This window comes from Paraburkholderia sp. SIMBA_030, from assembly GCF_046535245.1.
Classification (GTDB): domain Bacteria; phylum Pseudomonadota; class Gammaproteobacteria; order Burkholderiales; family Burkholderiaceae; genus Paraburkholderia.
This window is the reverse complement of record NZ_JAWRXB010001231.1, coordinates 1-249: the sequence shown is the minus strand read 5'-3', so window position 1 is coordinate 249 and position 249 is coordinate 1. Positions and strand designations below refer to the sequence as shown.

Genomic DNA, 249 nt, shown 5'->3' with positions numbered 1-249 from the left:
CTCGGGCCGCGAGGTGATGGCCGAATTCCGCCGCTCGACCGGGCTGCCCACGGCCACCAACATGATCGCGACCGACTGGCGGCAGATGGGCCACGCGGTGCAGCTGCACGCCGTCGACATCCCGCTCGCCGACCCGCACTTCTGGACGATGCAGGGCTCGGTGCGCGTCGCGCAGATGTGCCGCGACTGGGGCCTCACGTGGGGTTCGCATTCGAACAACCACTTCGACGTGTCGCTCGCGATGTTCAC

Annotated in this window: 1 protein-coding gene; it reads left to right on the top strand. The window is 68.7% G+C overall.

Translation table 11 applies throughout. From position 1 onward, the window contains the following. A partial coding sequence (locus SB772_RS43970; RefSeq protein ID WP_410839024.1) for an enolase C-terminal domain-like protein occupies positions 1-249 on the top strand: 249 nt, incomplete at both ends.